The organism is Streptomyces sp. NPDC042102, assembly GCF_055582305.1.
Window position 1 is genome coordinate 969,399 of record NZ_JBVJDL010000003.1, and the last position, 18,132, is coordinate 987,530.

Consider the following 18,132-nt stretch of genomic DNA (forward strand, 5'->3'; position numbering starts at 1 on the left):
CGTGATCCCTTGTAGGGGGCCCTCCCCGACGGGGGTGGCGAGGGCCCCCGCCGAACGATCACCTGTCCCGACCCGCACGTCAAGACATCCGGCCGGCCCCGCGCAGCCGCGGGGCCGGCGGCCGCTACGGCACGAGCCAGAGCGTCGTCAGCGGCGGCAGCGTCATGCGCAGGCTCCGCGGCCGCCCCTGGGCCGGCCGGCGCTGCGGCTTCAGCCGGAGCGCGTTGCGCACACCGCTGCCGCCGTAGCGCGGGTCGTCGGTGTTGAGGACCTCCCGCCAGACGGGGACGTCCTCGGGCACCCCGACCCGGTAGTCGTGCCGCACCACCGGAGAGAAGTTCGAGACCGCCAGCAGCGGCGAGCCGTCCGCCGCGTACCGCAGGAACGCGAACACGTTGTCGTCGGCCGCGTCCCCCTCCACCCAGGCGAACCCTTCCGGCACCGCGTCGCGCTCCCACAGCGCGGGCGTCGCCGCGTACGTCAGGTTCAGGTCCCGTACCAGCTCGCGCACCCCGCGGTGGTCGTCGGCGGCCGTGTACGAGGGGTCCAGCAGCCACCAGTCCGGGCCGTGGGACTCCGCCCACTCGGAGCCCTGCGCGAACTCCTGCCCCATGAAGAGCAGCTGCTTGCCCGGGTGCGCCCACATGTAGCCCAGGTACGCGCGGTGCGTGGCCCGCTGCTGCCACCAGTCGCCCGGCATCTTGGACACCAGCGACCGCTTGCCGTGCACCACCTCGTCGTGCGAGATCGGCAGCACGTAGTTCTCGCTGTACGCGTACACCATCCCGAACGTCATGTCGTGGTGGTGGTACTTGCGGTGCACCGGCTCCTTCGACACGTACCGCAGCGTGTCGTGCATCCAGCCCATGTTCCACTTCAGCCCGAAGCCCAGGCCCCCGGAGTCCGTCGGCCGCGTCACCCCGTCCCAGGCCGTGGACTCCTCCGCGATCGTCACCACTCCCGGACAGCGCCGGTACACGGTCGCGTTCATCTCCTGGAGCATCGCCACCGCGTCCCAGTTCTCCCGGCCGCCGTGCTCGTTCGGCGCCCACTCGCCCTCCTCGCGCGAGTAGTCGAGGTAGAGCATCGAGGCCACCGCGTCCACCCGGATGCCGTCCACGTGGAACTCCTGGCACCAGTACACGGCGTTCGCCACCAGGAAGTTGCGGACCTCCTTGCGCCCGTAGTCGAACTCCAGCGTCCCCCAGTCCGGATGCGCGGCCCGGCGCGGGTCGTGGTGCTCGTACAGCGGCCGCCCGTCGAACTCGGCCAGCGCCCAGTCGTCGCGCGGGAAGTGCGCCGGCACCCAGTCGACGATCACCCCGATCCCGGCCCGGTGCAGGGCGTCGACGAGGAAGCGGAAGTCGTCCGGGGTGCCCAGCCGCGAGGTCGGCGCGTAGAAGCCGGTGACCTGGTAGCCCCACGAGCCGCCGAAGGGGTGCTCGGCGACCGGCATGAACTCCACGTGCGTGAAGCCCAGTTCCTTCACGTACCCCGGCAGCTGCTCGGCCAGCTGCCGGTAGCTCAGGCCCGGCCGCCACGACGCCAGGTGCAGCTCGTACACCGAGAACGGCGCCCGGTGCACCGGGCGGGCGCCGCGGCCCGCCATCCACTCCTCGTCCTGCCACACGTGGTGCGAGGCCGTCACGATCGAGGCGGTCGCCGGCGGTACCTCGGTCCGCCGCGCCATCGGGTCCGCGCGCACCGTGTGCGAGCCGTCCGGGCGGGCGATGTCGTACTTGTACAGGGCGCCCTCGCCGATCCCCGGCACGAACAGCTCCCACACCCCGCTCGCGCCCAGCGACCGCATCGGGTACGCCCCCGCGTCCCAGTACGAGAAGTCGCCGGTGACCCGCACGCCCTGCGCGTTCGGCGCCCACACCGTGAACCGGGTGCCGGCCACGCCCTGGTGCTCCATCGGCCGCGCGCCCAGCGCGGTCCACAGCTCCTCGTGCCGGCCCTCGCCGATCAGGTGCAGGTCCAGCTCGCCCAGCGCCGGCAGGAACCGGTAGGGGTCGTGGATCTCCACCTCGTCGCCGTCGTACGTCACCAGCAGCCGGTAGTCGGGCACGGCCGTCATCGGCAGCAGGGCGGAGAACAGCCCGTCGCCGTCGTCGTGCAGCTCCGCCCGCAGCCCCTTGGCCACGACGGTCACCGCCTTGGCGTACGGGCGCAGCGCCCGGAACTCCACCCCGCCCCGCAGGGTACGGGCGCCCAGCACCGCGTGCGGATCGTGGTGCCGGCCCTCCAGCAGCCGCTGCCGGGTGTCCGCGTCGAGCGCGGGCGCGGGACGGACCCCGTGCGCCGGGGCGGCCCTGCGGGCCCGCGGTGTACGGGGGGTGCGGGGTGGGCGCGCGGTCTCGGCGGGGGCCTCGGCGCTGACGGTCGTGGACGGCTGTCGGGCGGCGCTCACGGGTGCGGCCTCCTTGGCGGCGGTGAGGTGGGGGTGGGGGGAGGAGGAGAGGTCGGGGGAGCCGCGCCCGCGGCGAGCCGGCGGATCGCGGCCATGGGCACGTGCATCCAGTCGGGGCGGTGCCGGGACTCGTAGCGGGCCTCGTAGACCGCCTTGTCCGTCTCGTACGCGCGCAGCAGCACCGGGTCCTCGCGCGGGTCGCGGCCGGTGGTGACCGCGTAGCCCGCGCAGAACGCGGCACGGCAGGCGTCCGCCCAGGCCGGGGCGAACGGGCGGTGGGAGCGGGCGGCGTAGTCGAAGGAGCGCAGTATCCCGGCGATGTCGCGGACGGCCGGTTCGGGACGGCGGCGGTCGGCGAGCGGCCGGGCCGGCTCGCCCTCGAAGTCGATCAGCGTCCAGCTGCCGTCGGCGGTGCGCAGCGTCTGCCCCAGGTGCAGGTCCCCGTGGATCCGCTGGGCGGGCACGGTCAGCGCCCGGGAGGCGGCCAGCGCGTCGAAGGCCTGGCGCAGCCCGGCCTCGAAGGGGCGCAGTGCCGGGACCTCGCGGACGGTCGCGGCGAGCCGCGCGGTCATCCCGGCGGCGAGCCGGGCGGTCTGCTCGGGGCCCAGCGCCAGGGTGGGCAGGGCGTCCGCGAGCGCGCTGTGCACCTCGGCGGTGGCCCGGCCCAGCGCGTGCGCCTCGGCGGTGAAGTCGGCGCCCGCGCCCAGCCGGCGCAGCGCCAGCTGCCAGCCGTCGTCGGACCCGCGCAGGTACGGCTGGAGCACACCGAGGGTGAGCGGCTCGCCCCCGGGCAGCTCCGCCTCGTACCAGGCGACCGGTGCGGGTACCCGGGCGCAGCCGGCCGCGGCCAGCGCCCGCGGCAGCTCCAGGTCCGGGTTGACGCCCGGGCCCACCCTGCGGAAGACCTTCAGGATGTAGGCGTCCCCGTAGATCAGCGAGGAGTTGGTCTGCTCCCCGGACAGCGGCCGGGGGGTGAGGGCGGCCGGGATCAGGGTCAGCGGGTCGCGGTCGAACCGCAGCGGGCCCAGGCTCCCGGGCGTGCGCAACCGTTCCAGCAGCAGCGCCGCCAGTCTGGGGTCGCCCAGGCCCTCGTAGACGATCTGGCCGGCGTACGGTCCCTCCTCGGCGCGCCCGATCCGCACGGGCCCGAGGGCCGGCGGCAGGGCGGGACGGACGCCCAGCAGCAGCTGGTAGCAGTCGCCGTCCACGTCGAGCAACAGGTGCAGCAGGCCGGGAGAGGAACCCGGCGGCAGCAGTTCGGCCGCCGAGATCATCCGCAGCCGGCCGATCTCCCGGCCCTTTCCTGCGAACCATCGCTGGGCGGGGAGCCAGGCGCGCAGCATCGGCTCCAGGGGGCCGAGTGCCGTCGCGCCCGTGGTCCCGGTCCCGGCGGATGCAGCCTCCGACATGGCGTCGCGTCCTTTCCCCGGGCCGTCACGAAATGCGCAGAATCCGCAGAGTGTCCCGGATCGCGGCAGTGCTTCTCCGGTGGTGTGCGAGTGTCGGGTCAGGATGATCCGTACAGGGCGGGCGATTGACCCGTTCGCGCCGCCCGCCCCATACCGCCCGGCTACTCGGTGCGCAGCCGGAACCAGTAGAAGCCGTGCCCGGCCAGCGTCAGCAGGTACGGCCACTCGCCGATCGGCGGGAAGCGCACGTCACCCGTGAGCTCCACCGGGACCCGTCCGTTGAACGACCGCAGGTCCAGTTCCGTCGGCTGCGCGAAGCGCGAGAAGTTGTGCACGCACAGGACGAGGTCGTCCCCGTACTCCCGCAGGAACGCGAGCACCGCCGGGTTCGACGACGGCAGTTCGGTGTACGAGCCGAGGCCGAAGGCGGGGTTCGCCTTGCGGACCTCGATCAGCCGGCGGGTCCAGTGCAGCAGCGACGAGGGCGAGGACATGGCGGCTTCGACATTGGTGACCTGGTACCCGTAGACCGGGTCCATGATGACCGGCAGGTTCAGCCTGCCCGGATCGCACGAGGAGAAACCGGCGTTGCGGTCCGGGGTCCACTGCATCGGCGTGCGCACCCCGTCGCGGTCGCCGAGCCAGATGTTGTCGCCCATCCCGATCTCGTCGCCGTAGTACAGGATCGGCGAGCCGGGCAGGGACAGCAGCAGCGCGGTGAACAGCTCGATCTGGTGCCGGTCGTTGTCCAGGAGCGGGGCCAGCCGCCGCCGGATGCCGATGTTGGCCCGCATCCGCGGGTCCTTGGCGTACTCGGCGTACATGTAGTCGCGCTCTTCGTCCGTGACCATCTCGAGGGTGAGCTCGTCGTGGTTGCGCAGGAAGATGCCCCACTGGCAGCGGTCCGGGATCTGCGGCGTCTTGGCCAGGATCTCCGAGACCGGGTAGCGCGACTCTCTTCGGACCGCCATGAAGATGCGCGGCATGACCGGGAAGTGGAACGCCATGTGGCACTCGTCGCCGCCGGCCGCGTAGTCGCCGAAGTAGTCGACCACGTCCTCGGGCCACTGATTGGCCTCCGCGAGCAGCACGGTGTCCGGGTAGTGCGCGTCGATCTCCGCCCGCACCCGCTTCAGGAGCTGGTGGGTGCGCGGGAGGTTCTCGCAGTTGGTGCCCTCCTCGGCGTACAGGTAGGGCACGGCGTCCAGGCGGAAGCCGTCGATGCCGAGGTCCAGCCAGAAGCGCAGCGCCGAGACGATCTCCTCCACCACGGCCGGGTTCTCGTAGTTGAGGTCCGGCTGGTGCGAGAAGAAGCGGTGCCAGTAGTACTGCTTGCGTACCGGGTCGTACGTCCAGTTCGAGGTCTCGGTGTCGACGAAGATGATCCGGGCGTCCTGGTACTGCTTGTCGTTGTCGGCCCACATGTAGTAGTCGCCGTACGGCCCGTCCGGGTCCTTGCGGGACTGCTGGAACCACTCGTGCTGATCGCTCGTGTGGTTCATGACGAAGTCGATGATCACCCGCATGCCGCGCTGGTGCGCGGCGTCCACGAATTCGACGAAGTCGGCGAGGTCGCCGAATTCGGGGAGGACGGAGGTGTAGTCGGAGACGTCGTAGCCGCCGTCCCGCAGCGGCGAGGCGAAGAAGGGCGGCAGCCACAGGCAGTCCACGCCGAGCCACTGGAGGTAGTCCAGCTTGGCCGTCAGGCCCTTGAGGTCGCCGACTCCGTCCCCGTTGCTGTCGTGGAACGAGCGGACGAGGACCTCGTAGAACACCGCGCGCTTGAACCAGTCGGGATCGCGGTCCTTGGCGGGGGTGTCCTCGAAGGTGTCGGGTACGGGATCGTTGATCATCATGTGGTGGGTGACCCTCCGGTGGGCGGGGACGGTCGCAGAGCCGCAAGCACGTGCGCGGGCGTTCGGCCCGGCTCCAGGCGCACGTAGTTCGCCCTGCCCCAGTGATAGGTCTCGCCGGTGAGCTCGTCGCGCACCGCGAGGGACCCGTGCCAGTCGAGGCCGAGTACCGGCATGTCCAACGAGACCGTGGCCTCCTGGGTGTGGTGCGGATCGAGGTTGACGACCACCAGTACGGAATTGCCGCCACTGTGCTTGGAATAGGCGATCACCTGGTCGTTGTCGGTCTGGTGGAAATGCAGGTCGCGCAGCTGCTGGAGGGCCGGGTGACGGCGGCGCAGCCGGTTCAGCGTGGTGATCAGCGGGGCGATCGTGCGGCCCTCGCGGTCGGCCGCCGCCCAGTCGCGCGGCTTGAACTGGTACTTCTCCGAATCCAGGTACTCCTCGCCGCCCTCCCTCAGCGGGGTGTTCTCGCACAGCTCGTAGCCGGCGTAGACGCCCCAGGTCGGCGAGAGGGTCGCGGCGAGCACCGCACGGACCTCGAAGGCGGGACGGCCGCCGTGCTGGAGGTAGGCGTGCAGGATGTCCGGGGTGTTCACGAAGAAGTTCGGGCGCATCACGGCCGCCGACTCCGGACCCGACAGCTCCGTCAGATAGTCGGTCAGCTCCTGCTTGGTGTTGCGCCAGGTGAAGTACGTGTACGACTGCTGGAAGCCGACGGCGGCCAGGGTGCGCATCATGGCCGGCCGGGTGAACGCCTCCGCCAGGAAGATCACGTCCGGGTCGGTCTTGTTGATCCGGCCGATCACCTTCTCCCAGAAGACCACCGGCTTGGTGTGCGGGTTGTCCACCCGGAAGATCCGGACCCCGTGCTCCATCCAGAACCGCAGCACCCGCTCCGTCTCCTCGACGATGCCGGCCATGTCCGTGTCGAAGTGCAGCGGATAGATGTCCTGGTACTTCTTCGGCGGGTTCTCGGCGTACGCGATCGTCCCGTCCGCCCGGTGGCGGAACCACTCCGGGTGCTTCTCCACCCACGGGTGGTCCGGGGAGCACTGCAGCGCGAAGTCGAGCGCCACCTCCAGGCGCAGCTCACGGGCGCGCGCCACGAAGTGGTCGAAGTCCTCGATCGTGCCGAGGTCGGGGTGGACCGCGTCGTGCCCGCCCTCCGGCGAGCCGATCGCCCACGGCACGCCCGGGTCCCCGTCCCCGGCCGACAGGGTGTTGTTCGCCCCCTTGCGGAAGCGCATGCCGATCGGGTGGACCGGCGGCAGGTAGACCACGTCGAAGCCCATGGCGGCGACGGCGGTCAGCCGCTCCGCGGCCGTCCGGAACGTCCCGCTGACCGGCGGCGCACCCGGGGTGAGCACCGCCCCCTCCGAGCGCGGGAACAGCTCGTACCAGGAGCCGAACAGCGCCCGCTTGCGCTCCACCAGGACCGGCACCGGCTTCGAGGCGCTCACCAGCTCGCGGTACGGCTTGCGGGCCAGCGCCGCGTCCACCGGCTCCGCGAGCGCCGCCCGCAGCCGCACCTCGGCCGGCCGGCCCTCGTCGCGCAGCGCGTCGGCCGCGGCCAGCACGGCCTCGCGCCCGTCCTTCTTGGGGATCCTGGCCGCCGCCCGCTCGTACAGTTCCGCGCCCTCCAGGCACACCAGCTCCGTGTCGATCCCGGCCGGGATCTTGATCGCCGCGTGCGCCCGCCAGGTCGCGACCGGGTCGCTCCACGCCTCGACGGTGTACGTCCACCTCCCCTCGGTCTCGGCCGAGACCGAGGCGCCCCACCGGTCGGTCCCGGGGGCGAGCTCGCGCAGCGGCACCGCGGGCCGGACCCGGCCCTTGGGGTCGCGCAGCACGACGTGGGCGGCCACCGCCTCGTGCCCCTCGCGGAACACGGTGGCGGAGATCTCGAACACCTCGCCCACGACCGCCTTGGCGGGTCTGGCGCCGCAGTCGACGGCGGGGCGGACGTCCAGCACGGGAATGCGACCGATCATGATGGGATCACCTGGGGGCAGTTCGCGGGAATCGGTGACAACGATCCGGCCGGTGCTCCGGCCGGTTGTGCACGCTCTGTTCGCTCTGTTTCTAGCCGCTCCGTCGACGGCTGCGCTGCGGGCATGGCCGCTCCTGTCCGCGTTCACTCGGGTGGCGGGAGAGGTGGGGGGCGTGTGCGCCGTGAGCTGTACGCGGGAGCCCTTCCCACTCCTCGGCCGCACAATCCGCGCGCTTGGTTAACTACTCGTACGTAGGCGCGCACGCAAGGGTTGTCCTCGACCCGACATCGAGCGGCTCTTCGTCAACTCCACTTGTACGCACGCCGGGTGATGGTCGTCACGGGGGTGACGCGCGGGTCGGGGGATACGCGGGAGGCGTGTTGACGCAACCCCGTGCGAAGGGTGGCGGCGCCGGCCGCCCGGGGGACGCCCCGGCGCCCCGCCGTAAATCCGGCCGGAACACGACCCCCCGGGGCCGGCGGCCGGTGCCGGAGGGGTGCTCGAGGCGGCATGGTCGCCGGTGCGGGGCGGCGCTAGCCTTCCGGGGGTGATGCTCGGGTGCACAGCGTGGTGCGTCCGCTTCGATCCGTAATCCCCTGCGAAGGTGGAACACGTGAAGGCTATCCGTCGATTCACCGTGCGCCCCGTCCTGCCCGTACCCCTCTCCCCCCTCGCCGGCCTCGCGCGCAATCTGCGCTGGTCATGGCATGCGGAAACCCGGGAACTCTTCCACACCGTCGACCCCGAGGGCTGGCAGGCCGCCGGCGGCGATCCCGTCCGGCTGCTGGGATCCGTCTCCGCCGCGCGCCTGGAAGAACTGTCCGGCGATCGGAGGTTCCTGCGCCGCCTCGGCGCCGCCGCCGCCGATCTCGACGACTATCTGAAGGGAGAACGGTGGTACCAGGCCCAGGGCGCGGACAGCGCCCTGCCCGCCGGTATCGCCTACTTCTCGCCCGAGTTCGGCATCACCGCCGCCCTGCCCCAGTACTCCGGCGGCCTCGGCATCCTCGCGGGCGACCACCTCAAGGCCGCCAGCGACCTCGGCGTCCCCCTCATCGGCGTCGGGCTCCTCTACCGCCACGGCTACTTCCGCCAGACCCTCTCCCGGGACGGCTGGCAGCAGGAGCACTACCCCGTCCTCGACCCCAACGAGCTCCCGGTGAGCCTGCTGCGCGCCGCGGACGGCTCCGCCGCCCGCGTCACGCTCACCCTCCCCGGCGGCCGCGCCCTGCACGCGCACATCTGGCAGGCCCGGGTGGGCCGGGTCCCGCTGCTGCTCCTCGACTCCGACGTCGAGGACAACGACGCCGGCGCCCGCGAGGTGACCGACCGGCTCTACGGCGGCGGCAGCGACCACCGGCTGCTCCAGGAGATGCTGCTCGGCATCGGCGGCGTCCGCGCCGTACGCCTCTACTGCGACCTGACCGGCCACCCCGCACCCGAGGTCTTCCACACCAACGAGGGCCACGCCGGTTTCCTCGGCCTCGAACGCATAAGGGAACTCGCCGGGGAACACGGCCTCGCCTTCGACGCCGCCGTCGAAGCCGTCCGGGCCGGCACCCTGTTCACCACCCACACCCCCGTCCCCGCCGGCATCGACCGCTTCGAGCGCGGACTGGTCGCCCGCCACTTCGGCCACGGCGCCGAACTCGACGGCATCCCCGTCGACCGCATCCTCGAACTCGGCGCCGAGACCTACCCCGGCGGCGACCCCGGCGTCTTCAACATGGCCGTCATGGGCCTGCGCCTGGCCCAGCGCGCCAACGGCGTCTCCACCCTGCACGGGGCGGTCTCCCGCGAGATGTTCGCCGGCCTGTGGCCCGGCTTCGACCCCGCCGACGTCCCCATCACCTCCGTCACCAACGGCGTGCACGCCCCGACCTGGGTCGCCCCCGAGGTCGTACGCCTCGGCGTCCGCCAGATCGGCGCCGGCCGCACCGAGGACGCCCTGTCCGTCGGCGGCTCGCAGCGCTGGGACGCCGTCGCCGAGATCTCCGACCAGGACATCTGGGACCTGCGGCGGGGCCTGCGCGAGCAGCTCGTCCAGGAGGTGCGCGACCGGCTGCGCGTCTCGTGGCGCCAGCGCGGCGCGGGCGCCGCCGAACTCGGCTGGGTGGACTCCGTCCTGGACCCGGACGTGCTCACCATCGGCTTCGCGCGCCGCGTGCCCTCGTACAAGCGGCTGACCCTCATGCTCCGCGACGCCGAGCGGCTGCGCCGGCTCCTGCTGGACCCGGAACGCCCCGTACAGATCGTGGTCGCGGGCAAGGCCCACCCGGCGGACGACGGCGGCAAGCGGCTGGTCCAGGAACTCGTCCGGTTCGCCGACGACCCGCGGGTGCGGCACCGGATCGTCTTCCTGCCCGACTACGGCATGGCGATGGCCCAGAAGCTCTACCCGGGCTGCGACGTGTGGCTGAACAACCCGCTCCGCCCGCTGGAGGCGTGCGGAACCAGCGGGATGAAGGCCGCGCTGAACGGCTGCCTGAACCTGTCCGTCCTGGACGGCTGGTGGGACGAGTGGTTCGAGCCGGACTTCGGCTGGGCCATCCCGACCGCCGACGGCGACGCGACGGACGAGGACCGGCGCGACGACCTGGAGGCGGCCGCCCTCTACGAACTGATCGAGCAGCGCGTCGCGCCCCGCTTCTACGACCGCGCGGAGCGCGGCGGGCTGCCCGTGCGGTGGATCGAGATGGTCCGGCGCACCCTGGTCTCCCTGGGGCCGAAGGTGCTCGCGGGCCGGATGGTGCGCGAGTACGTCGAGCGGCTCTACGCCCCGGCCGCGGCCGCGCACCGCGCCCTGACCCCGGAGGCCGCCCGGGGCCTGGCCGAGTGGAAGGCCCGGGTACGGTCGGCCTGGCCGCGGGTCGGTGTGGGCCACGTCGAGGCGCTGGCCGCCACCCCGGTCAACGGCACCGCCGAGCTCGGGGCGACCCTGACGCTGCGCGTCCAGGTCGCGCTGGACACGCTGACGCCGGAGGACGTCGAGGTCCAGGCCGTCGCCGGGCGGGTCGACGCGGAGGATGTCATCAGGGACGGCCGGGCCTTCCCGCTGAAGCCGGCGGCCGGGCCGGATCTGGACGGCAGCTGGCTGTACGAGGGCCCGCTGGCGCTGGACCGCACCGGACCGTTCGGCTACACGGTCCGCATCCTGCCGTCCCACCGCCTGCTGGCGACCCCCGCGGAACTCGGCCTCCTGGCGGCCCCGGCGGACGGCGCCGCCGGCGGGGCGACGGGGGCGGGGGCGGGTCCGGGGGTGGCGCTGCGCTGAGGTGAGACGAGGTGCGTCGGGCGGGGCGGCTGACCCCGGGTCCTCGGTGACGAGGGTCCGGGGTCAGCCCGTGTTCCGCGCCGGCGCGATCGCGGGTCCGATCCCCCCATTCACCTCACCGGCCAGGGCAGGCCGGGTGAACCTGTGAACGGCGCTCCGGGGAGAAAGGTTTCAGCACGGGGGTGCGCTCTTAGGCTCCCCGACGGGATGCCAACCGGACCGGCATCACGACGTGGAAGAACGGAACCCCCCTCATGCGTCTTCGCATCACCGCGGCCGCCTTCGTCGGCGCCCTCGCACTCGTCCTCCCCACCGGGGCCCAGGCGCTCGCCGACGACGGCAAGGCCTTCAACTACCGCTTCGTGGACGAGAGCGGCAAGGAACATGCCGCGCAGATCAAGGACCTCGCCGACGGCAAGTGCCTGCCGCTGCACGAGGCCTCCGCCGACCAGAGCCTGGAGGTCGCCAACGAGACCGACTCGGTCGCCCTGCTGTTCGCCGGCAAGGACTGCTCGGGCGAGCCGGTCGTGGCCGCCGGCCCGAACGAGGAGAACGGCGACTTCAAGGCCGGCTCCGTCCGCTTCGAGCAGGCGGAGCAGAAGGAGCCCGGCAAGGCGGAGGAGACGGTGACCCCGGGCAAGGCCGACCAGGCCGACATGGCCGACGAGGACGCCGACGACGTCTCCGACGACGTCGCGGAGGACGAGGAGGACGACGACGTCTTCCGCACCATCTTCCGCGCCATCGGCTGACACAGCCGGTACACGTGGAACAGGGCCGTCCGGGAGGGTCACTCCCGGACGGCCCCGCGTTGTGTCAGCCGGTGCCTCTCACCTGCCCCGAGGGGATCAGAAGGTGAGCTTCCAGCTGTTGATGTAGCCGGTGTCGATGCTGGCGAGGTCAGCGACCCGCAGCTTCCAGACACCCTGGGCGACCTCGGAGGAGGCGTTCACGGTGAACTGCTGGACGATGTTGTCCGCGCTGCCGCCGGTGCGGTTGCGCAGGTTGTAGACGGTGCCGTCGGGGGCGACCAGGTCGACCCGCAGGTCACCGACGTAGGTGTGGACGATGTTGACGTCCACCTTGAGGGTGCTCGGGGCGTTGCCCGTGCGGGTCACGGTGATCGGGGACTCGACCGTGGCGTTGTCCCGGATCTGGTAGTCGGCCGTGTTCTCGAACACGTTCTGCTGGGCGGTGCCGACCGTCCAGGTGAAGGACGCCGTGCCGGTCTTGCTCGCCGAGTCGGTCACGGTGACGGTCACGTTGGACGTGCCCGCGGTGGTGGCCGTACCCGAGATCAGGCCGGTCGAGGAGTTGATCGACAGGCCGGCCGGCAGGCCGGTCGCCGCGTAGCTCAGGGCGCCGGGGTTGGTGCTGGTCGCCTGGACCTGGAGGTTGACCGCCGTGTTGATCTGGGTGGTCTGGTTGGCGATCGGGGTCACCGAGACGCCGGAGATGATGCGGGCGCCGACGTTGACGCCGGCCCAGGCGTTGGCCACGTTGTTGTACGTGGTCGAGCCCTGGCCGTACAGGTCGGCGGCGGCCTGCAGGGTGGCCGTGCGGGCGGCCGCGTAGTTGGTGTTCGACTTGAAGTAGCCGACGGTCAGGGCGCGGAACCAGATCTTCGACGCGGCGTCCCGGCCGATCGGGGTGACCGGCTGGCCGTCGGAGGTCGGCGAGTCGTAGCTCACGCCGTTGACGACCTTGGGGCCGGAGCCCTCGGAGGCCAGGTAGTACCAGTGGTTGGCCGGGCCCGAGGAGTAGTGGACGTCGATGCCGCCCAGACCCGAGTACCAGGCGTCCTTGGAGGAGCCGTCCTTGCTCGGCTTGTCCATGTAGCGCAGCGGGGTGCCGTCGCCGTTGATGTCGATCTTCTCGCCGACCAGGTAGTCGCCGACGTCGCTCGCGTTGTTGGCGTAGAACTCGACCGCCGCCGCCATGATGTCGGAGGTGGCCTCGTTCAGACCGCCCGGCTCACCGCTGTAGGTCATGTTGCCGGTGACCGAGGTGAGGCCGTGGGTCATCTCGTGCGCGGCGACGTCCGTGGAGGTCAGCGGCTTGGCGTTGCCCTCGCCGTCGCCGTACGTCATGCAGAAGCAGCTGTCGTCCCAGAACGCGTTGACGTACGCGTTGCCGTAGTGGACGCGGGTGTACGGGGAGACCCCGTCGTTGCGCAGGCCGTTGCGGCCGTGCACGTTCTTGAAGTAGTCCCACGTGACGGCGGCGCCGTAGTGGGCGTCGGCGGCGGCGGTCTCCAGGTTGGCGGGCTGGCCGTTGCCCCAGACGTCGTCCGGGCCGGAGAAGAGCGTGCCGGTGCCGGAGGAGCCGCGGTTGAGGTTGTACGTCTTGTGGTTGCCGCGGGTGGCGTCGGTCATGTTGTAGGTGCTGCCCGACTGGGAGGTGCCCAGGGTGACCTGACCGCTGTACATGGTGTTGCCGGTGCCGGTCTCGATGGCCTGCCACTCGGTGATCTTGGCGCCGGTCCTGGCGTCGGTGATCACGTGCAGCTCGTTCGGCGTGCCGTCGTGCTGGAGGCCGCCGACGACGGTCTCGTACGCGAGGACGGGCGCGCCCTCGGCCGCCCAGATCACCTTGCGGGCGTTCTTGGAGGGCTTGACCTCCTTGGAGCCCTCGGCGGAGGCCGCGGAGAGCGCCTGGCCCTCGGCGGCGGCCGGGGTCACGGAGGCCTCGGTGTCGGCCACCCTGATGTCGGCGTTGGTCGCCTTGGTCACGCTCTTGGTGACGCCGCCCTTGGCGTGCACCGTGAGGTCACCACCGTGCACGGGCAGGCCGGCGAAGGTCCGCTCGTAGGTGGTGTGGGTGGTGCCGTCCGCGTCCTTGACGACGTCGCGGACGATCAGCTTCTCCTGGTCGCCGAGGCCGAGGGCCCGAGCCGCCTGCGCGGTCGTGGAGTTGGCGTCGGCGATGAGCGTCGCACGCTCCGAGGGGCTGAGCTTGAGGGTGGCCGCGCCCGGGTTGGCCTGGGCGACCGAGGCGGCCTGCGACGCGGTGGCGTCGGCGGTCGCGGTTCCGGCTTGGATGCCGACGGCGAGCAACGCGGCCGCGGCTATGAGTGCGCCGGTCGCGGTGGCGCGCCGGTGGGGGGTGGGACTCAACGCAGACTCCTTCTGCAATGGGGGTTCCGGACGGCTTGGGTGGGCCTCCGGGCAGAACAGCGCTGTGCGGGATCCGTGCATGGGCTGTGCGAAGAGCTGTGCGAAGAACGGATCGAAGCGTGCCACCTACCACGGCCAATGTCAGGGCCGCGTCAAATGATTGGCCGGAAATGGTTCGTTGACCGATCAGGCGCGTCCGCTATACGAACCATTCACCTTCGTGCGGTACCTGCGGATGGGGTAAGCGGATCGGGAGATACCGGTTGCTAACGCTTGAGCAACAAGGGGTCCCGTTCAGGCAAACCGCATTTACCGTACGGGCGTTTGTCGTACTGTTTCCCGGTGCGGCAGATGTTCGTAGCCAGGGGAAGCCACGGACGTGCGGCACCGACATAGACCACGTGCCAGGGGGGCCCATGAGGCATGTCCGTTTTCCTGCGCAAAGAGTGGCCGCAGCGGCCGTCGGCGCGGCCGCGCCGCCCCGCCGACTCCGGGACAAGGCCCGCTGGTACCTGCCCGCTGCGCTGACCGCCGACGTCATCGGCGCCGCCGTCCCCGTCGGCCTGGTCTTCGAAGCCGCCCAGCAGGCACGTCCCGTGTACTGCGCGCTCGGCGCCGCCCTCGCCTGGGTCGGCGTGCAGACGCTGCGCCGCCGCTACACCGCGCGGGCCCTGGGGGAGTCCCGCGGTGTCCTTCCCGTCGTCCACGACTGGCTGATTCTGATCGGTGTGCTGGCGGTCGCCCGCGCGGCGACCGGCGAGAGCACGCCCCGGCTGTCCGCGCTCGGCGCGCTGGTGCCCGCCCTGCTGATCACCGTCGCCGTGCACAAGCTGACCTACCGCCACCTCTCCGCCGCCCGCCGCGAGGCGCAGGCCGTCAGCCGGGTCCTGGTGATCGGCGAGCCCGGCGCCGCCGAGGACGTCATCGCGCACCTGGCCGCCCGTACCGACCATCCGTACGTCGTCGTGGGCGTCGTACCCGTGGGCGCCGGACCGCTCGCCAGCGGGGTGCCGGTCGCGGCGCGGCTGGACGCCGAGATGCCCGAGGAGCCGGCCGGCGACTGGGCGGCCGTGCTCGGCGCCGTGCACAGCCATCACGCCGACCTGGTCCTCGTCGCCCCCGGTGCGCGGATCGCCGGCGAGCGGCTGCGCCGGGTGGCGTGGGGCCTGCACGACGCGGGTCTGGAACTCGCCGTCTTCCCCGGCCTGGTCGAGGTCTCCGTCAAGCGGCTGGAGACGCTGTCGGCGGGCGGGCTCGCCGTGCTGCGCGTCGCCCCGCCGGTGCGCCGGGGCGTCCAGCCCGTGCTCAAGTCGGTGCTGGACCGTACCGGGGCGGCGGTCGGACTGCTGCTGCTCGCTCCCGTGTTCCTCGCCCTGGTCCTGGCGATCCGGGGCGGCAGCCGCGGCCCGGCCTTCTACCGCCAGCGGCGGATCGGGCGCGACGGGGTCCCCTTCACCATGTGGAAGTTCCGCACCATGGTGACGGACGCGGACCGGCTCAAGGCCGAGCTGTCGGCGGCCAACGAGAACGACGGCCTGATGTTCAAGATGCGCCGCGACCCGCGCGTGACCCGGGTGGGGCGGATGCTGCGCCGCACCTCGCTGGACGAACTGCCGCAGCTCATCAACGTCCTGGCCGGCGACATGTCGCTGGTCGGCCCGCGCCCGCCGCTCCCGGAGGAAGTCGCGCAGTACGACGAGGTCGAACTGCGCCGGCTCACGGTACGGCCGGGGATGACGGGGCTGTGGCAGATCAGCGGGCGCTCGGACCTGTCCTGGGACGAGACGATCCAGCTCGACCTGAGCTACGTCGACAACTGGTCCTTCACCAGCGACGTCGACGTGGTCGCCCGTACGTTCCGCGCCGTGGTCGACGGGCGCGGAGCGTACTGAGCGGTGCCGGCCGGATCAGCCCTGCTCGCGCCACCACCGGTAGGTGGCCGCGATGCCGTCCCGCAGCCCGATGCCGGGCTTCCAGCCGAGCGAGGTCAGCCGGCCGACGTCCAGCAGCTTGCGCGGGGTGCCGTCGGGCTTGGTGGTGTCCCAGGAGATCCGGCCGGTGAAACCGGTGACCTCGGCGACCGTCTCGGCCAGCTCGCGGATGGTGAGGTCCTCGCCGCAGCCGATGTTGACGGGCTCGTCCCCGTCGTAGCGCTCCAGCAGGACCGCGCAGGCGGCCGCGAGGTCGTCGACGTGCAGGAACTCCCGGCGCGGGGTGCCCGAGCCCCACAGCACGACCTCCTCGCGGCCCTCGGCCGCCGCCTCGTGGAAGCGGCGGACGAGGGCGGGCAGGACGTGCGAGGTCTCCAGGTCGAAGTTGTCGCCGGGGCCGTAGAGATTGGTCGGCATGGCCGAGATGTACGAGGCGCCGTACTGCCTGCGGTACGACTGCACCTGCACGATGCCGGCGATCTTGGCGAGGGCGTACGCCTCGTTGGTGGGCTCCAGCGGCCCGGTCAGCAGGGCGTCCTCGCTGATCGGCTGCGGGGCCAGCTTGGGGTAGATGCAGGAGGACCCGAGGAACAGCAGCCGCCCCACGCCGGCGGCGTGCGCGCCCGCGACGACGCTGAGCTGGATCTTCAGGTTGTCCTCGAGGAACTGCACCGGGTAGGTGCTGTTCGCCATGATCCCGCCGACCTTGGCGGCGGCCAGCACCACCGCGTCCGGGCGGGCGTCCTTCAGATAGGCCTCCGTCGCGGCGCCGTCCCGCAGGTCGAGCTCCTCGCGGCCCCGGGTGATGACCTCGTGTCCGTCGGCGGTGAGCCGCCGGGCGACCGCGGACCCGACGAGGCCGCGGTGCCCCGCGACGAAGATCCGGGCGTGCGCGGGCAGGAGGGGCAGCGAAGTTGTCATACCGGCGATGATGCCAGCCGCCCGGGCCGGACGGGCGCCGGGCCACCGCCCCCGGTCCCCCCGTCCCCGGCCCGGATCCCGCGCCGGACGCGCGTACGATGCGGGGACCCGCAGGCACGGTGGCGGCCGGGGGGACGGGGAATCCCCCGGAGACCGGCCCCGGCAGCACATCACGAACCGCAACGAACCCCGGGGGGAACCCGTATGAGCAAGACCGCATTGATCACCGGAGTCACCGGGCAGGACGGCTCGTACCTCGCCGAGCTGTTGCTCTCCAAGGGCTACACGGTGCACGGGCTCGTGCGGCGGTCGTCCAGCTTCAACACCGAGCGGATCGACCACATCTACCAGGACCCGCAGACGGCGAACCGTTCCTTCGTGCTGCACCACGCGGACCTCTCCGACGGTGTCGCGCTGGTGAACCTGCTGCGTGACATCCAGCCCGACGAGGTCTACAACCTGGGCGCCCAGTCGCACGTGCGCGTCTCCTTCGACGCCCCGCTCTACACCGGTGACGTGACCGGCCTCGGCGCGTTGCGGCTGCTGGAGGCCATCCGGGCCAGCGGTGTCGACACCCGCATCTACCAGGCCTCGTCCTCGGAGATGTTCGGCGCGACCCCGCCGCCGCAGAACGAGCAGACCCCGTTCCACCCCCGCAGCCCGTACGGCGCCGCCAAGGTGTTCGCGTACTGGACCACGGTGAACTACCGCGAGGCGTACGGCATGTTCGCCGTCAACGGGATCCTCTTCAACCACGAGTCCCCGCGCCGCGGCGAGACCTTCGTGACCCGCAAGATCACCCGCGCGGTGGCCCGTATCAAGGCGGGCCTCCAGGACCGGCTCTACCTCGGCAACCTCGACGCCGTGCGCGACTGGGGCTACGCGCCCGAGTACGTGGACGCGATGTGGCGGATGCTCCAGCAGGACGAGCCGACCGACTACGTGGTCGCCACCGGCGTCGCCGCCACGGTCCGCGAGTTCGTGGAGGCCTCCTTCGGCCACGCCGGTCTCGACTGGAACGAGCACGTGCGCTACGACCCCAAGTACGAGCGCCCCAGCGAGGTCGACGCCCTGATCGGCGACAGCAGCAAGGCCCAGGAACTGCTCGGCTGGAAGCCGACGGTGCTGGTCGGCGAACTCGCGAAGATCATGGTCGAGGCGGACATCCGCCAGGTCGAGGACCAACTGGCCGGAGCGAACGTCCGCATCGATCGCTAGGGC

The 18,132-nt window shown here is 71.9% G+C and carries 10 protein-coding genes; 4 read left to right on the top strand and 6 right to left on the bottom strand.

Features of this window, described 5'->3' with window-relative positions; genetic code table 11:
* Window positions 1-124: 124 nt before the first annotated feature.
* The 4 genes from glgB to ACZ6KO_RS17770 all read right to left on the bottom strand — a co-directional run bounded on the left by glgB (window position 125) and on the right by ACZ6KO_RS17770 (window position 7,669).
* Window positions 125-2,413, bottom strand: a complete 2,289-nt coding sequence (glgB, locus tag ACZ6KO_RS17755) for a 1,4-alpha-glucan branching enzyme (RefSeq protein WP_469304854.1) — start codon at window positions 2,411-2,413, stop codon at window positions 125-127.
* Window positions 2,410-3,822 carry a maltokinase N-terminal cap-like domain-containing protein gene (locus ACZ6KO_RS17760; RefSeq protein ID WP_469304855.1) on the bottom strand — a complete coding sequence of 471 codons (1,413 nt, stop codon included), beginning with the start codon at window positions 3,820-3,822 and terminating at the stop codon, window positions 2,410-2,412. Before ACZ6KO_RS17760 ends, glgB begins: the two co-directional genes overlap by 4 nt.
* A gap of 161 nt (window positions 3,823-3,983) precedes the next feature.
* Window positions 3,984-5,678: a maltose alpha-D-glucosyltransferase gene (treS, locus tag ACZ6KO_RS17765; RefSeq protein ID WP_469304856.1), complete on the bottom strand. Its 1,695-nt coding sequence runs from the start codon at window positions 5,676-5,678 to the stop codon at window positions 3,984-3,986.
* A complete protein-coding gene (locus ACZ6KO_RS17770) occupies window positions 5,675-7,669 on the bottom strand; it encodes an alpha-1,4-glucan--maltose-1-phosphate maltosyltransferase (RefSeq protein WP_469304857.1) in 1,995 nt (664 codons plus the stop codon). The genes treS and ACZ6KO_RS17770 overlap by 4 nt, the downstream gene beginning before the upstream one ends.
* 613 nt (window positions 7,670-8,282) lie before the next feature.
* Between ACZ6KO_RS17770 and glgP the strand changes: the two genes are divergently transcribed.
* Window positions 8,283-10,943 (top strand): alpha-glucan family phosphorylase, encoded by a 2,661-nt coding sequence (gene glgP, locus ACZ6KO_RS17775; RefSeq protein ID WP_469304858.1) that lies wholly within the window; start codon window positions 8,283-8,285, stop codon window positions 10,941-10,943.
* Between the two features lie 254 nt (window positions 10,944-11,197).
* Window positions 11,198-11,695 (top strand): hypothetical protein, encoded by a 498-nt coding sequence (locus tag ACZ6KO_RS17780; RefSeq protein WP_469304859.1) that lies wholly within the window; start codon window positions 11,198-11,200, stop codon window positions 11,693-11,695.
* Between the two features lie 96 nt (window positions 11,696-11,791).
* On the opposite strand, the gene ACZ6KO_RS17785 is transcribed toward ACZ6KO_RS17780, so the two are convergent.
* Window positions 11,792-14,059, bottom strand: a complete 2,268-nt coding sequence (locus ACZ6KO_RS17785; protein ID WP_469304860.1) for a M4 family metallopeptidase — start codon at window positions 14,057-14,059, stop codon at window positions 11,792-11,794.
* Between the two features lie 416 nt (window positions 14,060-14,475).
* Between ACZ6KO_RS17785 and ACZ6KO_RS17790 the strand changes: the two genes are divergently transcribed.
* On the top strand, window positions 14,476-15,951 hold the full coding sequence (locus tag ACZ6KO_RS17790) for a sugar transferase (protein WP_469304861.1): 1,476 nt from the start codon (window positions 14,476-14,478) through the stop codon (window positions 15,949-15,951).
* A 15-nt stretch (window positions 15,952-15,966) separates the two neighbouring features.
* On the opposite strand, the gene ACZ6KO_RS17795 is transcribed toward ACZ6KO_RS17790, so the two are convergent.
* Window positions 15,967-16,911 carry a GDP-L-fucose synthase family protein gene (locus tag ACZ6KO_RS17795; RefSeq protein WP_469304862.1) on the bottom strand — a complete coding sequence of 315 codons (945 nt, stop codon included), beginning with the start codon at window positions 16,909-16,911 and terminating at the stop codon, window positions 15,967-15,969.
* 204 nt (window positions 16,912-17,115) lie between these two features.
* On the opposite strand from ACZ6KO_RS17795, the gene gmd reads away from it, so the two are divergent.
* Window positions 17,116-18,129 carry a GDP-mannose 4,6-dehydratase gene (gmd, locus tag ACZ6KO_RS17800; RefSeq protein WP_469304863.1) on the top strand — a complete coding sequence of 338 codons (1,014 nt, stop codon included), beginning with the start codon at window positions 17,116-17,118 and terminating at the stop codon, window positions 18,127-18,129.
* The last annotated feature ends 3 nt before the right edge of the window (window positions 18,130-18,132 follow it).

Excerpts from the sequence above, each read along its gene's own strand:
- ACZ6KO_RS17780 (WP_469304859.1), top strand. The coding sequence starts at position 11,198 with ATGCGTCTTCGCATCACCGCGGCCGCCTTCGTCGGCGCCCTCGCACTC.
- ACZ6KO_RS17795 (WP_469304862.1), bottom strand. The coding sequence starts at position 16,911 with ATGACAACTTCGCTGCCCCTCCTGCCCGCGCACGCCCGGATCTTCGTC.
- ACZ6KO_RS17770 (WP_469304857.1), bottom strand. The coding sequence starts at position 7,669 with ATGATCGGTCGCATTCCCGTGCTGGACGTCCGCCCCGCCGTCGACTGC.
- ACZ6KO_RS17790 (WP_469304861.1), top strand. The coding sequence starts at position 14,476 with ATGAGGCATGTCCGTTTTCCTGCGCAAAGAGTGGCCGCAGCGGCCGTC.
- ACZ6KO_RS17760 (WP_469304855.1), bottom strand. The coding sequence starts at position 3,822 with ATGTCGGAGGCTGCATCCGCCGGGACCGGGACCACGGGCGCGACGGCA.
- treS (WP_469304856.1), bottom strand. The coding sequence starts at position 5,678 with ATGATGATCAACGATCCCGTACCCGACACCTTCGAGGACACCCCCGCC.
- gmd (WP_469304863.1), top strand. The coding sequence starts at position 17,116 with ATGAGCAAGACCGCATTGATCACCGGAGTCACCGGGCAGGACGGCTCG.